The following is a 19,792-nucleotide window of genomic DNA, read 5'->3' as shown; positions in this document are numbered from 1 at the left end:
AATTTATTTTGCTATAAAATCAAATAATAAAACCAATTGAACGAGCGGCAGATAAAAGAAGGAACAGAACATTACCTTCCTTGCGCTCGCCAAATCCATATTCATCCACATTTTAAAGGCCAGCCAGGCAAATACCAGTCCCGCCGCCAGGGAAACACCAGCAATATAATAACCACCAAAACCATAAAACGTCGGCAATAGACTGACCGGAACTAAGACCAGTGTACTCAGGAAAGTAATAAAAGCACTGATCTTATCTCGTTTTGTGGTAGGCAGCAACCTGAACCCCGCTTTTTTATAATCATCATCCAGCACCCATGCGATCGACCAGAAATGCGGAAACTGCCAGACAAACTGAACAAGGAAAAGAATAACCGCAATGCCATCAATACGACCATGAGCTGCTACGTAGCCAATTAAAGGGGGTAATGCTCCGGGGATCGCGCCAACAAAAACTGCAATCGGCGATTTCCTCTTCAAAGGTGTATAAGCAAATGCGTACAGAAAGATCGAGAAAACGGAAAGCAATCCCGTTTCGATGTTGAGCCTGCCCAATAACCAGGTGCCTAATATCCCCATCACTAAACCCGAAACCAGACCCTGACCAGTTGTCATGTGACCAGCAGGCATCGGACGGTCTTTGGTTCTGCTCATCAATTTATCCAGATCCACTTCTATTACTTCATTAAAGCAATTGGCTGCTGATGTTACCAGAAAACCACCCACAATAAGGATCAACCAATTTGTCCAGTTGATATCTGGGGCAGGCCCACCTTCGATAGAGACTTTCGAACCGATTAAAAAAGTAATCGATGCCGAAAACACCACCAGGAAGGTGAGTCTGAATTTTATAAGTTTAGAGAAATCTGCTAAAAACTGTTTCAAATTGAATATTGTTAATGACTTTGCTGATAAGTGTCCGTTCTATAAACCAGTAGATAGAGGTAATATTGCAAACTAAACAGCAGTGTCGAAAATAAAATATGTAATGCCTGAGCGTAAGGCGGTAGTGCAAAGTTAGATAATAATACACCGCTGGCAAGTTGAATTAACAAAGTGATGGCAATGCCATTGGCTACAAGAAGGGCAGTTGCCTTACCATTGAAGCGATCTTTTACAAGTTTATAAATGATCACATTCAATACCAATATAAAAATGGCCAGGTCCCGGTGGTAACTGAAATTTTCACCTACATGATCAACCCAGGTCCCCCTACCAGTATACTGCATGTTTTTAGCAATTGCATCTATCGCTTCTCTTACCTCTGTTCCGAGCGTGATCTGCACAATGCTTCCTAATACTGCCAGTAAAATCAATACTTTCAGCCCGCTCAATTTCGACATGATTACCGTACTTGATGCATTCAATTGCTTAGCGTAATTATAGGTATACACCAAAATTGCAAGGATCACCAGCGCCAGAAGCATATGAACCGTTACAATCCAGGGCATCAGATTGGTAGATACAACAATAGAACCCAACCAGGCCTGAAAGGCTACAACAAATAGGTTAATAAAACTCAAAATGACAATTCGTATTGCAGATCTTCGGTAAGTAAAGGAATAAACCGTAAGCCCCAACAGCAGGAACCCGGTTATAGCCCCCATCAACCTGTTGATATATTCAGTCCAGGTCTTCGCTACATTAAAAGTTTCCGGAAGTAAAATCGACTGATCGTGTCTGATGCTATCTGCCAGATGAGCCTTACCCATCCTGTCCAGCGTCTTAGCGAACCGCTCGTTTTTTGCTACACGCTGTGCTACATATTTTTCCTTATAATCCGCAGGAAGCTGTGAAGCGTGTGTAGGAGGTATATATTGATCAAAACATTTAGGCCAATCCGGACATCCCATACCAGAACCTGTACTACGAACAATTCCCCCTGCCAGGATCAGCAATAAGGTAACTATGATCGTAATGAGGTTTAGCCTGATAAATCTTTGTTCAGATTTAGGAACCATATCGTGTCTTGATTTAAAAAAAATGAGGTATCTGTTGTAAGTATTTACCTACTGCAGATACCCCATGATATAATAAACTATAAGCTAGTCTAATTTACTTTTTTTGTCAGCAGCTTCCTGCTCATCCCATTCTCTCTGTATGCGTTCCGCCTCAGCATCGCCCTCAAAATCATGCGGCATGTTTGAGCTCATAGTTTGAGAGAAAGGTACAGTTTGCGGAATAAAATCTTCTTCTGCGCCTGGCTTGCTGTAATCATATGGCCAACGGTATACTGTTGGAATTTCCCCTGGCCAGTTTCCATGCAAATGCTCTACTGGTGTAGTCCATTCCAAAGTATTTGCTCCCCATGGATTCTGAGGGGCTTTTTTACCTCTGAATATCGAATAAAAGAAGTTCCAAAGGAAAGCAACTTGTGCAAGTGCTGCGAAAATTGCAGCCCATGTTACAAATACGTTTACCGTAAGCCATTTTTGCATAAATTCAAACTCTGTGAAAGCATAGTACCTACGCGGAACACCATCAAGGCCCAGGAAGTGAAGTGGGAAAAATACGAGGTAAGCACCAATGAAAGTTAACCAAAAGTGCAAATAGCCCAACTTACTGCTCATCATCCTTCCAAACATTTTAGGGAACCAGTGATAAACCCCGGCAAGCATACCAAAAATCGCAGCAGATCCCATTACCAGGTGGAAGTGGGCTACCACGAAATAAGTGTCGTGCAAGTTGATATCTAAAGATGCGTTACCCAAAAAGATACCGGTCAAACCACCAGAAATAAAGAAGGAAACCAAACCTATTGCAAACAACATGGCAGGAGTGAACTTAATGTTACCTCTCCATAAGGTAGCCAGATAGTTGAAAGTCTTTACTGCTGAAGGTACCGCAATGATCAATGTAGTGATCATAAACACACCTCCTAATAAAGGGTTCATACCCGTAACAAACATGTGGTGACCCCACACGATAAATGAAAGTATCGTGATACCAATCAATGAATAGATCATCGCATGGTAACCGAAGATAGGTTTTCTTGAGTTTACTGAAATAACCTCAGATGAAATACCTAATGCAGGCATGATTACAATATATACCTCTGGGTGACCAAGGAACCAGAACAAGTGTTGCCACAGAATTGGCGATCCACCTTGATTTGGCAATACCTGTGTACCCATTACGATATCAGATAAATAGAAACTTGTTCCAAAACTACGGTCAAATACCAATAGTACCACACCCGCTACCAATACCGGGAATGATAAAATACCAAGGATTGCAGTCAGGAAAAACGCCCAGATTGTCAAAGGCATTTTCCAAAGATCCATTCCTTTTGTACGCATATTCAATACTGTGCTCACATAGTTAATACCGCCCATCAATGAAGATGCTACGAAAAGTACCATACTGATCAACCACATCGTCATACCCAGACCTGAACCGCTAATCGCTGTAGGTAAAGCGGACAATGGAGGATATACGGTCCATCCAGCACTTGCAGGACCTGTCTGAATGAAGAATGAACACATCATGATCACACAGGCAGAAAAGAAGAACCAGTAAGAAAGCATGTTCAGAAAAGGAGAAGCCATATCCCTCGCACCAATCTGAAGTGGAATCAGTAAATTACTAAAAGTACCACTTAATCCAGCTGTCAGTACAAAGAATACCATGATGGTACCGTGTATAGTTACCAAAGCCAGGTAGAAATCAGGTTTAATCCTTCCTCCTTCTGCCCATTTACCTAAAAATGTCTCCAGAAATGGGAAGCTCTTATCTGGCCATGCCAGTTGCAAACGGAACAATATGGATAGGCCCATTGCGATTACAGCCATGATAATACCAGTTATCAGGAACTGCTTAGCGATCATTTTGTGATCCTGGCTAAAGATGTACTTCGTGAAAAAAGTCTCTTTGTGATGTCCATGATCATCATGGCTATCGTGGTTATGTGTATCGTGTAATGATATAGTTGACATAATGTGCTATTCCAGTATTATTATTTTTTTAAAGCTATTTGATTGGTCTTAACTGCAGAAGTATCTTTTGCTGCTGTATCGGCAGGTGCTGCCGTAGCAGGAGCAGTTACAGGCATGTTAAATTGCTTTCTCAAATCGTCAGTTAAATAAGTCGGCAGTGCTTTTACCCAGGTATCGTACTCGCTCTGCGAAACAACCCTTACTTTTCTCTGCATTTTGTAGTGACCTTCACCACAAATTTTTGCACAAAGGAACAGGTACTCGAATTTAGGATCATTGGTCTTTACCTTCATCTCTTCAGTAGTGATGGTCGGTGTGAACTCAAAGTAAGAGGTCATACCCGGCACTGTATTCAACTGTACCCTAAAGTGCGGCATATAAAAACTGTGCAATACATCTTTACTGGTCAGGATCAGGCGAACTGGCTTATTTACCGGAATCACCATCTCTTCTGCCAATTGGTCGTCCAAGGTATTTTTATCATTGAAGTCAATACCCAAGGCATTATCAGAAGTGATCAGTTTATAGTTTTTCAAACCCACAACTCCATCTGCACCGGCGTAGCGGATTGCCCAGGCAAACTGAGAAGATGTGATCTCAATGCTAAGCGGAGGGTTTTTAGGATCAGGGATCTTATAGAAGATAGACCTCCAGGTCAGGAATCCCATCAATACCAATACAGTTAAAACTAAAGCCGGAATAATAGTCCAGATACGCTCCAGCGCATTGTTGTGAGGATAGTAATATGCTTTTCTCTTTCCAGTATACTTATAGATATAAGCAAAAGTAAATAAAACAATGTGAGTAAGGATAAATACAATTGTCGTAATGATCAATGTAATATTGAACATCTGATCGATCTTCTTACCATGCTCAGAAGCTGCTTCAGGAAGGATCATCTTTCCATGGACTGTATATTCCCAATAGACACCATATAATCCCACGATCAGGAACAAGGCAAATAAAACACCGTTGATGGTATTCCAATTGATTCCTTTAGGTTTATCCTGAGCCTCACGGGTCAGTTCATATACCTTCAACGCTTTACCGATGATTGCTACGAACAAGCAAAGCAGCAGGAAGGCCATGGTGTAAAAAATAACGGTTTTATAAACCGGTCCCATGTCCACAGGTTTCTCAGCGGTCGCAGCGGCAGCTTCTTGCGCAAATGCTCTTGTACTTGCAAATGCAGATACACCCACTGCTAGTGCCGCTATTGTTTTATTACTTATAAATTTTCTTAAACTCATTTCCTTAAAAGTAGTAACACTGTACTTCTACTATACTATTATTTATTTTATGCTGTCCACCAATTACAAATGGTGGTTTAAACTTTCCTGTAAGAACGGATGGTTCTTCGCAATTAACGGTTTCTTGCTCAGTGCGCTCAACACGGTAAAGGTAAACAATCCTACAAAACCTAAAGCAGTACCGATCTCAATAATTCCAAATCCGTTGTGCTCATCCACTGTACCTGGCATGATCATCTGGTAGTAATCTACCCAGTGTCCGCACAATACAACAATAGATACGGTTAATAATATGTTTTCTTGTCTTTTGTTGTCCCTGTCCATCAACAGCAATACTGGAGATAAGAAGTTCAACACAAGGTTCAGGTACCACCAGAACTCGTAATTTTCCCATCTTTTATAGAAGTATACGGTCTCTTCCGGAATGTTTGCATAGTAGATCAGCATAAACTGAGCGAACCAAACATAAGTCCAGAAAATAGAGAATCCAAAGATAAACTGTCCAAGGTTGTGCAGGTGACTGTTGTTTACCCAGCTCATGTATCCTGCTTTTCTCAACAAAATGATGATGATAGCAATTGTAGCCAGACTGCTCACCCACATTGCTGCGAAATTGTACCAGCCAAACATCGTAGAGAACCAGTGTGCTTCCAGAGACATTACGGTATCAAACGCAAATATTGGCGTTGTAAAACCATAAATCACCAGGAATATACAAGAGTATTTGAAACTTTTTCTGTAAGAATCTAATCCTCCTTCTAAATCTTCGTTGTTAGACAACCTTGCCAATAATAAAGCAAACATTGAATAGACACCCAGGAAAATTACCTGACGTGCCATGAAAAAGGGTACGTTCAGGAAAGCCGACTTACCGTCGATCAGTTTATCATAGTTTGGATCTTCCGGATTAGTAAGGCCGGGAGCATTCCAGTGATGATATAAGTTATGTGTGTATAAACCAGCGCCAATCACCAGGATCAGGATCACCACTGCGATAGGCAGGGTTTTGGCCATTGCCTGAGGTACACGTAGTATTGAAGCAGACCATCCTGCTTGAGCTACAAATTGAACAGCTAAAAAGAATGCGCCCGACATGCAAACACAAGCGAAGTAATAAGCCATTAATAACAGGTTCGCAAAAGTACGCTCATGAAGCGCCTCCTGAGAAAAGCCAAAACCTATAGCCACAAGACCGATAACAATACCGATAATGCTTAAAGTTTTTGCCTTACCTGTAAACTCAAACTGCTCAGTTAAATTATAATTATGAGTTCCCATTTCTTCTTTACTATTTTGCTTTTTGTAATTCCTGTACGTACAATACCACTTTCCATCTTTCGTCCGGTGACAACTGAGAGGCATAAGATCCCATCATGTTTACGCCGTATTTGATGGTGTGATAAATCTTTCCTGCCGATAAATCTTTCATCAGACCACCTCTGGATGAAGTTTTCTCCGGATCATGAAATGAAGGTACACCACTGAATTTTTCAATTTTTACCAGGTGACCTTGTCCATCTCCTTTTTCTCCGTGACAGATCGCGCACATTACTTTGTATAAGTGCTGACCTTTTTTCAAATTGGCCTCTGTCATTTCCATTGGATTGACCAGATTCACACCTGCTGCTTCATATCCCTCTTTCGTATTCGGATAAATATCCTCTTCAATAAACCCTACCGGGGCAGTATTCTTAGGAGGTGTCTGAGCTGTATGTCCGTTAAAACTTTTCAAAAGCTCATTTGTAGTAGAAACTGGCTGATCAGGATTAAGGGCAAGGGGATCATACATGTTCCTTGCATACTCCAGGCCTGTACTCTGTTTATCTTTGCATGCTGAGAATACCACAGCACTGGCAAGGATACAAAACGAGGCTACAACTACTCTATTCTTATTCATAGCTAACATACTTCCTTTCATTGTGCTTCACTTCCAAAGCACCTGCATCTTTTAATAAACCATCAATTTTTGTGTGCTCAACATGCTGCTGTGCGTCGATAGCTATAATAAACCTGTCATCAGTTGCCCTCAGGTCCATCACTCTAGGCGCTCTTCCCGGGAACAAATGTGTAGAGGCATAATAAGCACCTACCAAACTAAATGCTGTGAACAAGATCGTCAGCTCAAACATAATCGGAATGAAATCCGGTAAGGCCAATGCTGGTTTACCACCGATGTTATTTCTCCAGTCAACAACTGAAGTCAGATAGATCAGCGCAAACGCAGATGCAGTTCCCGTGATACCGCAAAAGAATGCAAGTATATCTAATCTGGATCTCTTAATCCCTAATTTAGCTTCGATGCCGTGAATAGGCATTGGTGTATAAACATCATAGATTTTAATGTTATTTTCCTGCAATGTCTCGATGCCGTGCATCAATTCATCAGGGTCACCAAAACTGCCTAAAATATATTTGATATTACTCATTGTTATATTTTTGCGTATTCTTCTTGTTTAACACTATCAAATTTTTCCAAAGACTCTACGTATTCTTTTACGTGTTCTTTGTCTAAATGACCTTCTTTAATCTGCTTCAATTTAGCTTGCTCACTCGCACTCTTCAGGATGATTTTCACCTCTGCAATTGCGATAGAAGGCAATACCCTTAGGAACAATAGGAACAGCGTAAAGAATACGCCAATTGATCCTACAAAGACGCTCACGTCAACCCATGTTGGCGTAAACATAGTCCAGCTTGAAGGGATGTAATCACGGTGCAATGAAGTCACGATAATTACAAAACGCTCAAACCACATACCGATGTTCACCACGATAGACAGGATCCAGGTAGCAGGAATGCTCAAACGAATTTTCTTGAACCACAACAACTGTGGAGAGATTACGTTACAAGTCATCATCATCCAGTATGCCCACCAGTAAGGACCGGTCGAACGGTTAATGAATGCATACTGCTCATATTCGGAACCTGAGTACCAGGCAATGAAAAACTCTGTGATGTATGCCACACCCACAATAGATCCGGTAAGAATGATGATTTTGTTCATCGATTCAATGTGGAACATCGTGATGTAGTTTTCCAGCCCCAGCACCTTACGTGCTACCAGCAATAGTGTCAATACCATCGCAAATCCTGAGAAGATCGCCCCCGCAACGAAATATGGAGGGAAGATCGTGGTATGCCATCCCGGAATTACCGAGGTAGCAAAGTCCATGGATACAATCGTGTGTACAGATAGTACCAATGGCGTAGAGATACCGGCAAGGATCAATGATACTGCCTCAAATCTCTGCCATGTTTTTACGTTACCATTCCAGCCGAAAGAGAAGATAGAATAGATTCTTCGTCTCAAACCGGTTGCACGGTCACGGATGGTTGCGATATCAGGTAAAAGACCTGTATACCAAAACAACAGTGATACAGAGAAGTAAGTGGAGATCGCAAACATATCCCAAACAAGTGGAGAGTTAAAGTTCACCCAAAGTGATCCGAACTGATTCGGCAATGGAAGTACCCAGTAAGCCAGCCAAGGCCTTCCCATGTGGGATACTACGTAGGTGGCCGCACAAATAACGGCGAAGATTGTCATCGCCTCTGCGGAGCGGTTAATGGAATTCCGCCAGTTCTGACGGAAGAGTAATAGTACTGCAGAAATTAGCGTTCCTGCGTGACCGATACCTACCCACCATACGAAACCGGTGATATCCCAGGCCCAGCCTACAGTTTTGTTCAGACCCCAGGCCCCGATACCAAACCAGAAGGTGTAGCCTACTGCTACTACCCAAAGCGAGGCACCGCAAAGTGAAAGTATAAATCCAATCCACCACGCCCTGTTCGGCTTGTTCTCTACTGGCATCAAAATATCATCCGTAATCTTTGCATACGTGATATCTGTGCCGGTGATTAGTGGTTCTCTTAATATTGATTCGTTATGTCCTGACATAATTTATTTTCTTTAATATCAGCTTACGCTTGTACTGTTGTATCTGTATTTCTAATTTTTGTCATATAACCTATACCCGGTTGTACGTTGATCTCTTCCAAAACATAGTAGATACGCTCACTACGCAATGCTTTTGATACTTCTGAGTTAGGATCGTTGCCATCACCAAAGATGATTGCATTTGCAGAACAAACTTCCTGACATGCCATTTTGATGTCGCCATCTTTCAATGGGCGTTTCTCAATTTTAGCCTGCAGCTTACCTGCCTGGATCCTTTGGATACACATTGAACATTTCTCCATAACACCTCTTGAACGTGTGGTTACATCAGGGTTCAGTACCAACTGAGTAAACTCATTGTTCAGGTAGTTATCGAAACGTGAATCGTTCCAGTAGTTGAACCAGTTGAAACGACGTACTTTATATGGACAGTTGTTCGCACAGTAACGTGTACCTACGCAACGGTTATAAGCCATATGGTTCAGACCATCCGAAGAGTGTACTGTTGCCAATACCGGACATACCGTCTCACAAGGTGCGTGGTCGCAGTGCTGACAAAGCATTGGCTGGTGAACTACAGATACATTGTCCATCTGATTTTCGTTCAGGTGAGCAATTTCTTTTTCTTTAGTTACTGCATTGATTGCACTTCCGTGTCCATGTGCACCGTGTGCAGCATGTTCATCATGACCGTCTGACTCCTGATTGAAGCTATAATAACGGTCAATACGAATCCAGTGCATCTCTCTGCGCTTACGTACTTCTTCTTTACCTACTACAGGAATGTTGTTTTCTACGTTACAGGCTACTACGCAAGAACCACAACCGGTACAAGCATTCAGATCGATTGCCATTACCCAGTTGTTACCTGGTTTTTCGTATTTATCCCATAGATCGTAAGTCTTATGTTTAGCGTGGTCGTTGCCCGAACCAGCTGCCGGATTCTTTTTATATTCAGCGAAAGTAGCTTCACGGATGATGTTACGGCCTTCGAAAGAGTGGTGAGTTTGAGTCTGCGCCAACTCTTCTCTTCTGCCCGTTCCGGATAATTTCACCGTAGTGGCATATTTGCTGGTCCCGTTATTGAAGCTTACAAATGGATAAGCATTCTGACCAACACCGTCACCGCATTTACCGGATTTTGTACGTCCGTAACCCAAGGCGATAGAAGCAGTACCTTTAGCCTGACCCGGCTGAATCAGCACAGGTAAGTCGATGCTATAACCCTTATCGTCTTTTACAGTTACAATATCAAATTCTTTGAAACCCAATTGCTCAGCATATTTAGGTCCAAGGGCAATGTAGTTATCCCAGGTTACTTTAGATACCGGATCAGGTAACTCCTGAAGGAAGGCATTGTTGGCATGTCTGCCATCACGCATTGGGATACTTTCGTAAACCTGCAATTCAATGTCTTTAGCCAGAGCTTTACTGTTGTTCAAGATAGAAGGAACTACAGCAGCCAGTGACATACCAAATGTGTAAGCACCTGCTGGTTTAGCAGCAGCTGTAAAAACTCCGGTCTGTAACAAGTCTTTCCAGCTTTTACCTAAAGCAGGAAGGATATTTTTCTCCCAGTTGTTGCGCACATACTGGTAGTATTCTTTAACTGGTGCATCAGACCAGATCAACAAGCTTTCTTCTGCCTGACGGGAGTTGAATACCGGATTGATCGTTGGCTGGACAATGGAATAAGATCCTTCGTAAGCATTTGCATCACCCCATGATTCCAAATAGTTGTGGTTGATGGCAATTACATTACAAGCAGAAGCAGTTTCATCATTTCTGTCTGAGAAAGAAACTTTTAATCCTACTTTCGCCAGTCCATCAGCAAATGCTTTGGTGTTCACTGCGTCGTAACCAGGATTACTGTTCAGGAAGAAAACAGCGCCAACTTCAGATCTGTTCATTTCATTAACGAACTCAGCAAATTCTGCATCATTACCTGAATAACGTTTATTCGGGTTGTCAAGGTCAATCGTTGTACCATAACTTCCGATCGCAGAGTTGATGGCATTCACCAGGATCTGGGTCGACACGTCATTTGAGCCTGAAACGACTAAGCCTTTTCCTTTATTTTGGATCAGTTCTTTAGCTACCAGTTTCAAAGCTTTATCTGCAGTAACATTGTTTGGCAATGTACCACCTGCCAAAGCACTGCCTGTAATGGCATTATATAAGGTGATCAATGCCGGTCCTTCTTCAGATAACTTAACTGGTACACGTGTATCTGCATTGGTACCTGTCAAACTCATACCAGCTTCGAACTGGAAGTGACGTGACATTTTCCCTGCTTTCAGTGATTTTGCATCCCTGTTAGATACATATTGAGCAGTAAATTCTTCACCGCTCACCCAGGTACCCAAAAAGTCAGCACCAAAACTTACGATCAGGTCTGCTTTATCAAAATTGTATTTAGGAATAACTGCCTTACCGAAACTGTTCTCGTTCGCTTTGATGATACCGGTATAAGAAATGGCATCATACTGAACATGTTTCGTGTTTGGATAGGCTGTTGTAAAATCAGCAATTACGGCTTTAGTAGAAGGGCTGCTTATCGAAGAAGAAACGATACGGATCTTTTTACCTGAAGCCTGTACCTTATTCAATTCAGCCTTCACATAGCTGTCGATCTTCGACCAGCTTACTTCTGCCTTGTCCAATACAGGTGATTTCAGTTTAGAAACATCGTATAAATCCAAAACTGAAGCCTGAGCCTGTGCGTCTGTACCGCAATTGAACACACCTGCATTTGGGTTTGGTTCAATTTTGATCGGACGGCCTTCTCTTGTTTTAACCAGGATACTCTGACCATTGAAACTCGAGACATAGTAGTTAGGGATACCCGGCACTACTTCCTCTGGTTTGATCAGGTAAGGAATTGATTTATGAACAGGAGCTGTCTGGCATGCAGCTAAGGTCACAGCGCCCAATCCAAAGCCCAAAGCTTTTAGAAAGTCGCGACGTGGCGTAACTGTACTTAATCCTGCTTCATTTAAAACATCTTCAATTGGAAGGGGCTCAGCAAATTCGTTCTTGTTGTTTTCAACAAAATCCGGAGTGTTTTTATACTCTTCTAAGCCTTTCCAGTATTTTTTATTGCTTTCCATTTAAGCTATATTACTGTTTATCGAACGTTCTTGTTATTAAACTCTAATTAATAGTGGCACTTACCACACTCTAAACCACCCAATGCAGCCGGCGTAATTTTCTCGCCTTTTTTGATCTTCTCATGGGCTTCGATCACTTTGTCGTAGAACGCATTGCCTTTAGTATCCAGCTCAGCATTTTTGTGACAGTTGATACACCATTTCATAGTCAGTGGAGAATATTGATAAATCTCTTCCATCGTATCAACCGGACCATGACATGCAAAACATACCGGTTCTTCTGGTTTCAGACCTCTTTCTTTTCTGATTGCAGCCTCACCAACAACTACGTGCTGAGAGTGGTTGAAGTAAGCAAAATCAGGAAGGTTGTGTACACGTACCCACTCCACTGGTTTTTCTTTTGATTTATCATAACTCATGGTGGCAGGATCATAACCAACAGCGTTATAGATCTTCTGGATCTCAGGAGAGATCTCTCCGTCATATTTCTCTGTAGCCTGTACCGACTTGTGACAGTTCATACAAACATTCATAGAAGGAATGGTCGAGTTTTTAGATTTGAATGCACCGGTATGGCAGTACTGACAGTCTATCTTATTGGTGCCCGCATGCAGTTCGTGAGAAAACTTGATCGGCTGTACCGGTTGATAACCTGTATGCACACCTGTATTCCACATTCCCATCCAGCCATAGGTTACCAATGTAATGATGATACAAAGAATAAAGAAGAAAACGAATTTCTTGTTTTTGAACAAGCGTTTGATTCCGGTACTGAAAGGCACCTCTTCAGGCAATTCAACGCCTTGTTTTTTCAGGATCAGGCCTTCCAGCATTTTGATCGCGCGACCCAACACTACCAATACAACGATAGAGATCAGGATGATCGCAGCGATACCTGCTATAGAGAAGTCAGAGAAACCCTCTGAAGCTGATTCTCCAGCATTCTTCGGATCAGCACCTTCTTTCTTAGGCTCACCTGCTTTAGCATAAGCAATGATGTTTTTGATCTGATCATCAGTTAAGCGCGGGAACGTAGTCATCTCCGCAGGAGAGAACTTTGCAGCCTCAATAGCTTGCTGATCACCGGAAGCAACTAATGCTTTCCAGTTCCTGATCCATTTGATGGCAAATGCTTCGTCAAGCTCAGTCAGCTTAGGTGTCAGTGCAGGACCTGTACTGTTACGGTCTAATGTGTGACAAGAACCGCAATTGTCCTTAAATAGTTTTCGGCCCTCAGCTACATCTTGTGCCTGTGTTGCAGAAACGATTAAAACAGATAGAGCCGTAAACATGAATGCCGACTTCCAAACTCTTCTAACGATCAATGAGATATCCCTCATAATGAGTATTTTATGCTATTTTTTAAAAAACTTATAAACCGTAATGGATGTTTGAACTTAGGTCCTCCACCAAAACGTCCACAAAAGTAAAATTTATTAACGTACCAATGACAAATATGTGACAGTAAATACAATTTATAATCAATCTAAATAGTTCGTTTTTTATGCTTTAAACGAAGAAAATCAGCAATTTTTCTAAAAACTGCTGATCTCCATTTGTCACTAAATCCCGGTCGGGATTTGTTTATTTAAATTACATTTTTAATATCCATGCAAACATCAATGGCGCTACAATTGTTGCGTCAGATTCCACAATGAATTTAGGGGTATGAATGTCCAGTTTACCCCAGGTGATCTTCTCATTTGGAACTGCCCCTGAGTAAGATCCATAAGATGTGGTTGAATCAGAGATCTGACAGAAATAACTCCAGAACGGAATGTTTTCCATCTCCATATCCTGATAAAGCATCGGAACCACACAGATCGGAAAATCTCCGGCAATCCCTCCACCAATCTGGAAGAAACCGATTCCTTTACCTCCGCTGTTGGCAATATACCAGTCGGCCAGCCAGCCCATATATTCTATTCCGCTTTTCATTGTCGTGGCTTTCAGCTCTGATTTCATGACATAAGAAGCAAAGATATTGCCCATTGTAGAATCTTCCCATCCAGGTACTACGATCGGCAGGTTCTTTTCAGCTGCAGCAAGCATCCATGAATTTTTAGGGTCGATCTCATAATATTGCTCCAGATCGCCGCTCAGTAACATCTTGTACATGAACTCATGCGGAAAATAGCGTTCTCCTGCATTGTCGGCATCTTTCCAGATCTTATGGATGTGCTTTTGCAACCTGCGGAATGCCTCTTCTTCGGGAATACAGGTATCCGTAACACGGTTATAGTGGTTTTCCAACAAATCCCATTCGTCCTGCGGACTCAAATCACGGTAATTAGGAACTCTTTTATAGTGCGAGTGCGCAACAAGGTTCATGATGTCTTCTTCCAAATTGGCTCCGGTACATGAAATGATCGCTACTTTATCCTGACGGATCATCTCGGCCAATGAAATACCCAGCTCAGCTGTACTCATCGCTCCGGCCAGTGTAATCATCATCTTTCCACCTTCATCCAAATGTGTTTCGTATCCTTTTGCCGCATCCATCATAGCTGCCGCATTAAAGTGGAGGTAATTACGCTCCATAAACTGAGATATAGGTCCTCTTGTTGTACTCATCTTGCTCTAAAATTTTGTTGCGGCAAAAATAGCATAAAATTACATCATTCCACATTTGTAAAGACTCCTTTAAGTCTGTAGACCATACAAAGGGGAAAATAATGGCCTCAAACTTGCTTAGCTGAACGAATAATTAAAACTTTCTACTATTTTAGGCCTATGAAGAGAATTTCGCTGTGCGCTACTTTGGTTTTGATAGCTGCGAATGTGCTGGGACAAAACAAGTTTATCGATCGCTACCTATCCAACAAAACAGATTCTTCCCGCAGAGCGAGTTTCATGCCGGTGCCTATTTTAAGGTACTCACAGGAAATAGGTCTTGAATTTGGAGCCGGAATATTGTACTCTACTTACCTCGACCGAAAAGATCTGGGCAACAGGAGCTCAAATTTTTCAGGCATTGTATCTGTTTCTACCAAGAGCCAGTACAACATCTCGCTCAAAAGCGATATCTGGACTAAAAAGAATAAACACCATTACATAACGGAACTGCGCTTCAAAAAAATGCCCTTCGATTTTTACGGCATTGGCAATGAAACTGCTGAGGCAGATGCCGACCGGCTGGTACAGGGTTCGGTAAAGGCAGTAATTGAAGTAGAGAAGCGCTTCTGGCCCAAAATGTACACCGGCTTCTCCGTCGGCTTCGAAACCTATCATTTCAACGACAAGATAGACGGTGGCATATTCAGTACAGACCCAGGCATCATCCACCGTATCGGCGGTTCCTTACTCTACGCAGGCATCTCCCAGACTTACGACACCAGGAATTCCAATAACTACACGACCAAAGGCATGATGGCCAGGATCTCTTATCAGTATGCGCCGGACATCTGGGGGGGCGACAACTTCACAGGCAGCCTCATCAAAGCCAGCATCCGCAATTTCTGGTCCCTATCGCCAAAATTTGTTCTGGGTGTCAATGGGATTTACAATACCGTTCAAGGCCACAATACTCCTTTCTACCTGTTACAGCAACTGGGCAACGACGAAATGATGCGCGGATACTATACCGGCCGGTTCCGGGACCGCAACCTGCTCGCTGCTCAAGCTGAACTGCGTTACAGGTATAACAACCGCTTCGGACTGGCGGTATTCGGTGGCGGCGGACAGGTATTCGATAATGGCGAACTTGCCCTGGAACGCTTTAAGCCTTCTTATGGCGCCGGTGGCCGCTATTTCTTCGATCCTGAAAAAGGACTAAGTGTACGTGTAGATTATGGCATTGGCGAAAAGCGTGCGAATGAGAAACGCCAGACCGGCTTCTACATCAGTCTTGCTGAGGCCTTTTAGTCACCTCAATCCTATCGGATGTTTTAATACTTGATCTTAAAATGTTCTTTCGCCTGCCCCTTTTTAAAATAGACCAGGCCGATCCAGAACAGATCAACCGTTACGGTTACGCGGGGATGATTTTTAATCTCCTCCCAGGCCTCCTTCATCCCACCGCTCCAGTAGATGTCGTCAAAGATCAGCAGGCTTCCCTCATGAACTTTCTCCAGGCACCAGTTAAAATAATCCAGTGTTGCCTGCTTACGGTGATTGCCATCTATATACACAAAATCCAATCGCTCTGCTTCGGCGATGATCTCCGGAAACAGCACATCAAAATTCCCGACCCTGAGTTCTACATTTTCCAGATCCAGTTCACGGAAATTACGATAAGCGACTTTTGCCGTCTCCGGGCAACCTTCTACCGTGATGATATCGGCTTCCGGACATGCCCTTGATAGATAGGAAGTCGTAATACCCAGGCAAGTGCCCAGTTCAATAATGTGTTTCGGGTGGTTATCTTTGGCCAGTCTGTAGATCAGTTGCGCCAGTCTCGGATTTTTCAATGCATTCTTAGCGATCTGACTTACTTTTTTTGTCCGGTTTTTGTTCAGCTGCGACCCGGCTCCCAGATCAGTTACTGTAATCAGCGAATCGTCATTAAAAAGTTTTTTTCTTTGATTCTCGATGCTTTTATACTCTTTTTTGGCACCAAAATCGTAAATTACCTCATCGGTAAGTTTGTAAACGAATGGGGAATGTGTACCGTGTCTGCTTTTTGAGGTCAAGCGATGCTTCAGATAATCACTGATAAAGTTAAAGATCATACCCACAAAAATAGGCATTCAAAGTTGTATGTTTAATGGAAAACATTAAAGAAATAAGCGCTTTAGTAAAATTACTGGACGATCCTGACCAGGAAGTCTTTCATCATGTGGAGGAACGCCTTCTGGGCTATGGCAACGAAGTCATCGATTACCTGGAAAATGCCTGGGAGCAATCCCTGGATTCCCTATTGCAGCAACGCATAGAAAACATTGTCCACAAAATCCAGTTCAGCAATGTAAAGGAAGACCTGAACCTCTGGTACCAGAGCGGCGCCTTCGATCTGCTACAGGGTGCACTGGTAGTCAACCGCTATCAATATCCCGATCTCGACGAAGAAAAGATCATCTTACAGATCGAAGAGATCAAGCGGGAGATCTGGCTGGGGCTTCAATATGAAATGAGCTCCATCGAGAAGATCAAGCTGATCAATCATGTGTTTTACAACATTTATGGCTTTAGCGGAAATACCAAAAACCACCACGATCCGCAAAACTCTTACATCAATCAGGTGATCGAAAGCAAAAAAGGCAATCAGATTTCCCTGGCTATCCTTTATGCTACACTGGCCCAAAAGCTCGACATCCCCGTGTATGGCGTCAACCTGCCACAGCATTTTATCCTGGGATATATTGATGAAAGTAAACGCGATGAGCAGGAGTTTGGTGTCTTGTTTTACATCAATGCCTTCAATAAAGGCGCCATCTTTGGCAAACATGATGTCGACCAGTTTCTGCGTCAATTGAACCTCGACCCTCTGCCTGGGTTCTACGCTCCCTGCAGCAATGTAGAAATCATCAGGCGCGTCATCCGCAACCTGATCTCTGCTTATGAAAACCTGGGTTCTACAGAAAAAGTAGAAGAACTAAAAGAACTGCAGGAAATCCTGGCCAATCCAGATCTATAAGAATTGATTGGCCTTCATCCAATTGCTCAGGCGTTCAAACCAGTCGTCAGTAGTCGTCTTGTTGCGAAGTCCGAACCCATGCCCGCCACCCTGGTATAAATGCATTTCTGCTTTGACTTTGTTCCTGACCAGCGCCTGGTTAAAAAGGATACTGTTTTGCACCGGCACTGCTCCGTCGTCATTGGCATGTACCAAAAATGTTGGTGGAGTCTGTGGCGTTACGTGACGGTCATTTGAAAAATATTCCTTCTGTGCCTGCGTGGCTTCCGCACCTGCCAGGTTTTTTGCTGAGCCCGTATGCGGGGAGTCTATGAAGGAAATCACAGGATAGATCAGCATGGAGAAATCAGGCCGCAGGCTCAGCTGCTCCTTATTTTCTATTTTCTGGTCTCCATAATGTACAGTAAGCGTCGAGGCCAGGTGCCCTCCTGCAGAGAAACCCATGATGCCAATCTTGTCTTTATTGATTTTCCATTTGGCGGCATCCCTCCTCAGCAGGTAAATCGCCTGCTCTGCATCCATCAGCGGGCCAAAGGATTTATCCATCATGATCTCGTCGCTTGGCAAGCGGTATTTCAGCACAAAAGCAGTTACGCCGATCGCATTAAACCGCTTCGCCACATCATAACCTTCGTGGTTGATCGCCAGAATCCCATAGCCACCACCCGGACAAATGATCACTGCTGTACCATTTGCTTTACCTTTTTCCGGGTAAAATACCTCCATTGTGGGAACAGAAACCTTCGCCACGCGGGTTACACCGTCTTTACCCACAGGGGCATCCTCTACATAGCTTGCCGGGGCAGGCTTTGATCCGGGAATCGTCCCCGGATATAATTTAATGATCTCCTGACCACGAAGGCCATTTACAGTTAACAGTATCATGAGCAAAGTGGTCAGGTTTTTCATCTTAGAATTCCATTAAATAAGCTTTTAAAAAATCGTTAATGTCTCCGTCCAGCACAGCCTGCGGATTAGAGGTCTGGTAATTGGTCCGGTGATCTTTTACCCTTCGGTCGTCCAGGACATAACTCCTGATCTGGGATCCCCATTCAATTTTCTTTTTGTTGCCTTCAATTGCTGCAGTTGCTTCCATACGCTTACGCATTTCAGCTTCATACAATTGTGATTTCAGCAAGCGGATTGCATTCTCCTTATTTTGCAACTGGGAGCGCGACTCCTGGTTCTTGATGATGATCCCTGAAGGTTTATGATACAAACGTACCGCCGTCTCCACTTTGTTTACGTTCTGTCCGCCCGCGCCGCCTGAACGGAAGGTTTCAAATTCAATCTCCGAATCTTTCACTTCAATCTCTATGGTATCATCCACCAAGGGGTATACATAAACAGAAGCGAATGAAGTATGTCTCCGGGCATTGGAATCAAAGGGGGAAATCCTCACCAACCGGTGTACACCATTTTCTCCCTTCAGGTAGCCATAGGCAAATTCTCCGGAGATCTCTATCGTCACAGATTTGATCCCGGCCACCTCTCCTTCCTGGTAATCCTGCTCGGTCACTTTATATCCATTTTTTTCAGCCCACATCAGGTACATACGCATCAGCATATAGGCCCAGTCGCAGCTTTCCGTACCACCTGCACCTGCGGTGATCTGCATCACTGCGGGCAATTGGTCTTCCTTGGTTTTGAGCATGTTTTTTAGCTCCAGGGCTTCCACAGCAGTTACGCAAAGGTCATACTGCTCCTGCATTTCTTCTTCACTGGCATCACCGCTCAGCCAAAAATCAAACAGCACCTGTGTATCTTCCAGCAGTGCATTGGCCTGTTGCCAGCCATCTGTCCACACTTTTTTAGAATTGATGCCGGCGATGTGCTGCTCAGCCTTTTTGGGATCGTCCCAAAAATTAGGCTGCAACGTCATCTCCTGCTCTATGCGGATATCTTCCAGTCGGTTTTCGACGTCAAAGATACCTCCTCAGCGACGCTACTCTGTCCCTTAAATCCTGAATTTGTTCTTTTGTCATAACGACAAACTTAGAGAAAAAAAGCTTTTGATAAAT

Annotated in this window: 16 protein-coding genes; 2 read left to right on the top strand and 14 right to left on the bottom strand. The window is 43.1% G+C overall.

Features of this window, described 5'->3' with window-relative positions; all coding sequences use genetic code 11:
• Nucleotides 1-3: 3 nt before the first annotated feature.
• From cyoE to WAE59_RS14840, 11 genes are all read right to left on the bottom strand, one after another.
• Nucleotides 4-885 (bottom strand): heme o synthase, encoded by an 882-nt coding sequence (gene cyoE / locus WAE59_RS14890; RefSeq protein WP_337856774.1) that lies wholly within the window; start codon nt 883-885, stop codon nt 4-6.
• Nucleotides 886-896: 11 nt separating this feature from the next.
• On the bottom strand, nt 897-1,961 hold the full coding sequence (locus WAE59_RS14885) for a COX15/CtaA family protein (protein ID WP_337856773.1): 1,065 nt from the start codon (nt 1,959-1,961) through the stop codon (nt 897-899).
• An 84-nt stretch (nt 1,962-2,045) separates the two neighbouring features.
• Nucleotides 2,046-3,935, bottom strand: a complete 1,890-nt coding sequence (locus WAE59_RS14880; protein ID WP_337856772.1) for a cytochrome c oxidase subunit I — start codon at nt 3,933-3,935, stop codon at nt 2,046-2,048.
• A 20-nt stretch (nt 3,936-3,955) separates the two neighbouring features.
• Entirely contained in the window at nt 3,956-5,185 is a 1,230-nt protein-coding gene (locus WAE59_RS14875; RefSeq protein ID WP_337856771.1) for a cytochrome c oxidase subunit II, read from the bottom strand.
• Nucleotides 5,186-5,248: 63 nt separating this feature from the next.
• Nucleotides 5,249-6,463, bottom strand: a complete 1,215-nt coding sequence (locus tag WAE59_RS14870; RefSeq protein ID WP_337856770.1) for a quinol:cytochrome C oxidoreductase — start codon at nt 6,461-6,463, stop codon at nt 5,249-5,251.
• A 10-nt stretch (nt 6,464-6,473) separates the two neighbouring features.
• Nucleotides 6,474-7,082, bottom strand: coding sequence for a c-type cytochrome (locus tag WAE59_RS14865; protein ID WP_337856769.1), 609 nt, complete (start codon nt 7,080-7,082; stop codon nt 6,474-6,476).
• Nucleotides 7,075-7,611 carry a DUF3341 domain-containing protein gene (locus WAE59_RS14860; protein WP_337856768.1) on the bottom strand — a complete coding sequence of 179 codons (537 nt, stop codon included), beginning with the start codon at nt 7,609-7,611 and terminating at the stop codon, nt 7,075-7,077. The genes WAE59_RS14865 and WAE59_RS14860 overlap by 8 nt, the downstream gene beginning before the upstream one ends.
• 2 nt (nt 7,612-7,613) lie before the next feature.
• Nucleotides 7,614-9,086 carry an NrfD/PsrC family molybdoenzyme membrane anchor subunit gene (gene nrfD / locus WAE59_RS14855; RefSeq protein WP_337856767.1) on the bottom strand — a complete coding sequence of 491 codons (1,473 nt, stop codon included), beginning with the start codon at nt 9,084-9,086 and terminating at the stop codon, nt 7,614-7,616.
• 23 nt (nt 9,087-9,109) lie between these two features.
• Nucleotides 9,110-12,196, bottom strand: a complete 3,087-nt coding sequence (locus WAE59_RS14850; protein ID WP_337856766.1) for a TAT-variant-translocated molybdopterin oxidoreductase — start codon at nt 12,194-12,196, stop codon at nt 9,110-9,112.
• A gap of 47 nt (nt 12,197-12,243) precedes the next feature.
• The gene (locus tag WAE59_RS14845) at nt 12,244-13,536 is read right to left on the bottom strand and encodes a c-type cytochrome (RefSeq protein WP_337856765.1); all 1,293 of its coding nucleotides are present in this window, start codon (nt 13,534-13,536) and stop codon (nt 12,244-12,246) included.
• A gap of 253 nt (nt 13,537-13,789) precedes the next feature.
• Entirely contained in the window at nt 13,790-14,770 is a 981-nt protein-coding gene (locus WAE59_RS14840; RefSeq protein WP_337856764.1) for a deoxyhypusine synthase family protein, read from the bottom strand.
• Nucleotides 14,771-14,929: 159 nt separating this feature from the next.
• Here WAE59_RS14840 and WAE59_RS14835 point away from each other — a divergent pair, with 159 nt between their 5' ends.
• Nucleotides 14,930-16,060: a BamA/TamA family outer membrane protein gene (locus WAE59_RS14835; RefSeq protein WP_337856763.1), complete on the top strand. Its 1,131-nt coding sequence runs from the start codon at nt 14,930-14,932 to the stop codon at nt 16,058-16,060.
• A gap of 23 nt (nt 16,061-16,083) precedes the next feature.
• Here WAE59_RS14835 and WAE59_RS14830 read toward each other — a convergent pair whose 3' ends face one another.
• A complete protein-coding gene (locus WAE59_RS14830) occupies nt 16,084-16,884 on the bottom strand; it encodes an O-methyltransferase (RefSeq protein WP_337856762.1) in 801 nt (266 codons plus the stop codon).
• Between the two features lie 17 nt (nt 16,885-16,901).
• Between WAE59_RS14830 and WAE59_RS14825 the strand changes: the two genes are divergently transcribed.
• Entirely contained in the window at nt 16,902-17,771 is an 870-nt protein-coding gene (locus tag WAE59_RS14825; RefSeq protein ID WP_337856761.1) for a transglutaminase-like domain-containing protein, read from the top strand.
• Here WAE59_RS14825 and WAE59_RS14820 read toward each other — a convergent pair.
• The gene (locus WAE59_RS14820; RefSeq protein ID WP_337856760.1) at nt 17,766-18,680 is read right to left on the bottom strand and encodes an alpha/beta hydrolase; all 915 of its coding nucleotides are present in this window, start codon (nt 18,678-18,680) and stop codon (nt 17,766-17,768) included. The genes WAE59_RS14825 and WAE59_RS14820 overlap by 6 nt on opposite strands.
• A gap of 1 nt (nt 18,681) precedes the next feature.
• A protein-coding gene (gene prfB / locus WAE59_RS14815) for a peptide chain release factor 2 (protein ID WP_337856759.1) occupies nt 18,682-19,756 on the bottom strand; the annotation gives its coding sequence in 2 pieces (ribosomal slippage) (nt 18,682-19,695 and nt 19,697-19,756; 1,074 coding nt in all).
• Nucleotides 19,757-19,792: the final 36 nt, after the last annotated feature.

It is taken from the genome of Pedobacter sp. GR22-6, assembly GCF_037402555.1.
Classification (GTDB): domain Bacteria; phylum Bacteroidota; class Bacteroidia; order Sphingobacteriales; family Sphingobacteriaceae; genus Pedobacter.
This window is presented reverse-complemented; position numbering and strand designations above follow the sequence as displayed.